This window comes from Acetomicrobium sp. S15 = DSM 107314 (assembly GCF_016125955.1).
In the GTDB taxonomy this organism is placed as follows: domain Bacteria; phylum Synergistota; class Synergistia; order Synergistales; family Thermosynergistaceae; genus Thermosynergistes; species Thermosynergistes pyruvativorans.
The window spans coordinates 1-336 of record NZ_JADEVE010000431.1; the positions used below are offsets into that span (position 1 = coordinate 1).

Annotated in this window: 1 protein-coding gene; it reads left to right on the plus strand. The window is 50.3% G+C overall.

What is annotated here, in order from left to right; translation table 11 throughout:
* Positions 1-125 precede the first annotated feature (125 nt).
* Positions 126-290, plus strand: a complete 165-nt coding sequence (locus tag EZM41_RS13215) for a hypothetical protein (protein WP_198471694.1) — start codon at positions 126-128, stop codon at positions 288-290.
* The last annotated feature ends 46 nt before the right edge of the window (positions 291-336 follow it).

A 336-nucleotide genomic window follows, 5' to 3' on the forward strand; every position in this document is an offset into this window, starting at 1 on the left:
GCGTTGGTCGCCCCCATGCAGATGAAGCATATACTGAAGGCGAACTTAAAACAGATTGCCTTTCAGAGGGAAGCTTTCCCCATCGCGTTTACGGTTTGCGTTTTAAGTGAGGGAAGAAATCGGCGATGGGCGTAAAGACGAGCATGGAGGCCATGGAACCTGCCGAAGTCAAAGCGAACGAGCCTCCCCTCTTGTCATCGGGGACGGCTATCATTTGCGCTGTCGATATCGATCGAGAGGTGACTTTGGTTGGACCAGACAGAGGAGACCCAGAAGCAGTCAGAGGATAAGTCTCATACGATAGATCTTGATGAATTGATACGCAAGTATGACGTA

Bases quoted from the DNA above. Each gene is read 5' to 3' on its own strand.
- EZM41_RS13215 (WP_198471694.1), top strand. From the start codon at position 126: ATGGGCGTAAAGACGAGCATGGAGGCCATGGAACCTGCCGAAGTCAAA.